This is a genomic window from Mesobacillus subterraneus (genome assembly GCF_000934845.1).
Lineage (GTDB): Bacteria > Bacillota > Bacilli > Bacillales > Cytobacillaceae > Mesobacillus > Mesobacillus stamsii.
In genome coordinates this window covers 1-2454 of the sequence record NZ_JXIQ01000006.1, presented here as the reverse complement: position 1 = coordinate 2454, position 2454 = coordinate 1, and the positions used below count along the sequence as shown (strand labels likewise).

Sequence of the window (2454 nt, the reverse complement as noted above, 5' to 3'; positions counted from 1 at the left end):
AAAAAAACATGATCATGGTATCGATAGCGATACTCACCTATGAAGAAGCGATCCTTATCCCCCGCTTTATATTTATGCATAATAGATTCGCCGAATTGAACTTCCGAAACTTTTGCGGCATTATAAATCTCCAACTCCACTCCCGGACTTGTCCGAACTGTATGGATATTATTTATATAACCTTGATAACTGCTCGGCCAATAATCATGATGATCCACCTGAACCATTCCAAAAGGGACATATTCAATAGTGAACTTACCTGTAATCCCGCTTCTGTTCCAAATTTTTATGTCATAATTCCCGTAGCAATCTTCGGTTATATAAGAACTTAATTCTATCCATTCGCGATTGTTAGGAACCGTTGCATTTATTTTTTCAAGGACATTCTCAGCTCGATGTTTTATTTCAAGATGCCACTCACCATCCTGAATAACAGGAACCTGAATGTATGGCAATTCCATGTATGCCCTAGAATTTTCTTGATTAAATAATGTTTTGCCACCAATTAAAGTTGGTTTATTTTCTGTATTCACCCGAACAATAAACCCAGTGCATGGTAACGTTTTCAAATTTGTCAAATCAATACTGTAAACATCATATTGATTCCATAACGGAATTTTTGACATTTCCGCCACAGATAATTCTTCCTTATTCAAAATCTCACTATCATTATGAATCAAAAAAATAACGGAAGTGTTGGGAAGCCATTCTGTCTTAATAAAATTCCCATTTGGCAAAAAGGCAATATACTTATTTTTGACTCCATCAAACTCCCATTTAGAAATTTGCTGGTCATCTACCTTTAAGGTAATCGTGTAGGTTGTAGCCGGTTTCAAAGTAATTATCTTTTCCTCGGAAACCAACACGGAATTTCTTCGGAAAAAATCTGCCTTTACTAGTTGGCTTGTTTCATCGCTAGTGATTTCCCAAATGATATAGGAATCATAACAATCCTTCACGATGATTCGCGGAATCTCAAAATAAATACCCACCCCATCTAAATCAATTTTGATTTTGGGAGCTGTTATTTGAACATTGCTTCTAGCCTGCAGATTCTTCTTTACCTTCGGCTTTTCCTTCCATATGGAAACCTGCTCAAACATACGAGTGTAATTTCCGTTCTCCATCTCGTCATCTTGATCAACCGAATCATTTAATATTAATTTCCTCGTATTTTGAATAAAGTTATAGGAATCCTTCTTAGTAGACAGCTTTATGTAGCGTCTAACAGTTACTTCCGTTTTATTTGTAAGATAATAGAGATAATCGTCTACATCAAAATCATCGTAAAAACTATCATTTACTGTATTACTTATAGCGCCAAAATAATTATCATATGCGTTAACAGGAATTCCAGCATGACATAAGATTGGAGTGACATAGGTATATCCTTCATCACTCTCATTTTCAAAATGATTTAAGTCATACTTATCAAGCACCTCTGAAAAAATAGAATACAATTCCATTTTTCGGTTATAAGATAATTCCCCAAGATAACTTTCTATCGGTCTCCAAAAAACTCTTCCCTCATATTCAAAAACCGCAGAAAACACTAAAAAAATTGCAAGGCTTTCTTTAAACAAATATTTGCTTCCCTGAAACCCTTCCCTACCAAAAACTAACTCAATCCTTGAGGCCAACAGACGAAAATCCTTCTCAGATAGTGGCAAATCCCCTAATACACTATAAATAGGTATCATAGCTGCCACCTGATTATTCATAGTTTGTAAAGAACTGTCCTCTGAAAAAATTCTCATTTAATCTCCCTCCCAACATTAAAGAATTTTAATAGTTTTATATTATTTCAAAAAATGAACTCACTTATAATATTCGCTAAAATATGGAATTTTCCTTTATAGGGGAAGACAAGTATAGGAGAAAAGTAACAATCATATAATAAAACGGCCGAAATTTTTTTATCTTTATGGTTACCTACCATTCTTTAGTCCGGCTTGCAAACCATTCATATCAAATAAATTCTCCCAAGTATCATCATAAGGCACGTTTAAAAAAGGACGCGGGGACAGGAACCGTGTCCCACCATATTCCCTGCCGCTATCCCAAATATTTTTTTGTTAGAGCCAACGGACAAAAATCCAAGACCATTGATCATACTGGTTTCATAGATACTTATGGAAATCAAGAATCCGTAGCTTACAACTCCCATTACGGAACGATTGGCTACCATCCATTAGTTGCTTTTGATGGTGTAACAGGAGACTTTCTAAAAGCAAATTTACGTCCAGGAAACGTGTATACTTCAAAAGGTGTCGTGGAATTTATTCAACCATTGATTGAACATTCTAACGAGAAATTTCCAGAGACTTCGTTATTTGTACGAGGAGACAGTGGCTTTGCCGTACCTGCTTTGTACGATTTGTGCGAAAAGGAATCCGTTTATTACGTGATTCGTCTTAAATCAAACGCTACCTTACAACCTGCATTCCCGTAATT

Annotated in this window: 1 protein-coding gene and 1 pseudogene; one reads left to right on the top strand and one right to left on the bottom strand. The window is 35.6% G+C overall.

The genetic code is table 11. From position 1 onward, the window contains the following. A partial coding sequence (locus tag UB32_RS00785) for a hypothetical protein (protein WP_044390401.1) occupies positions 1-1757 on the bottom strand: 1757 nt, incomplete at its 3' end. A gap of 167 nt (positions 1758-1924) precedes the next feature. Between UB32_RS00785 and UB32_RS20630 the strand changes: the two are divergent. Then, a pseudogene (locus UB32_RS20630) lies at positions 1925-2437 on the top strand (transposase); the annotation flags it as partial. Positions 2438-2454: the final 17 nt, after the last annotated feature.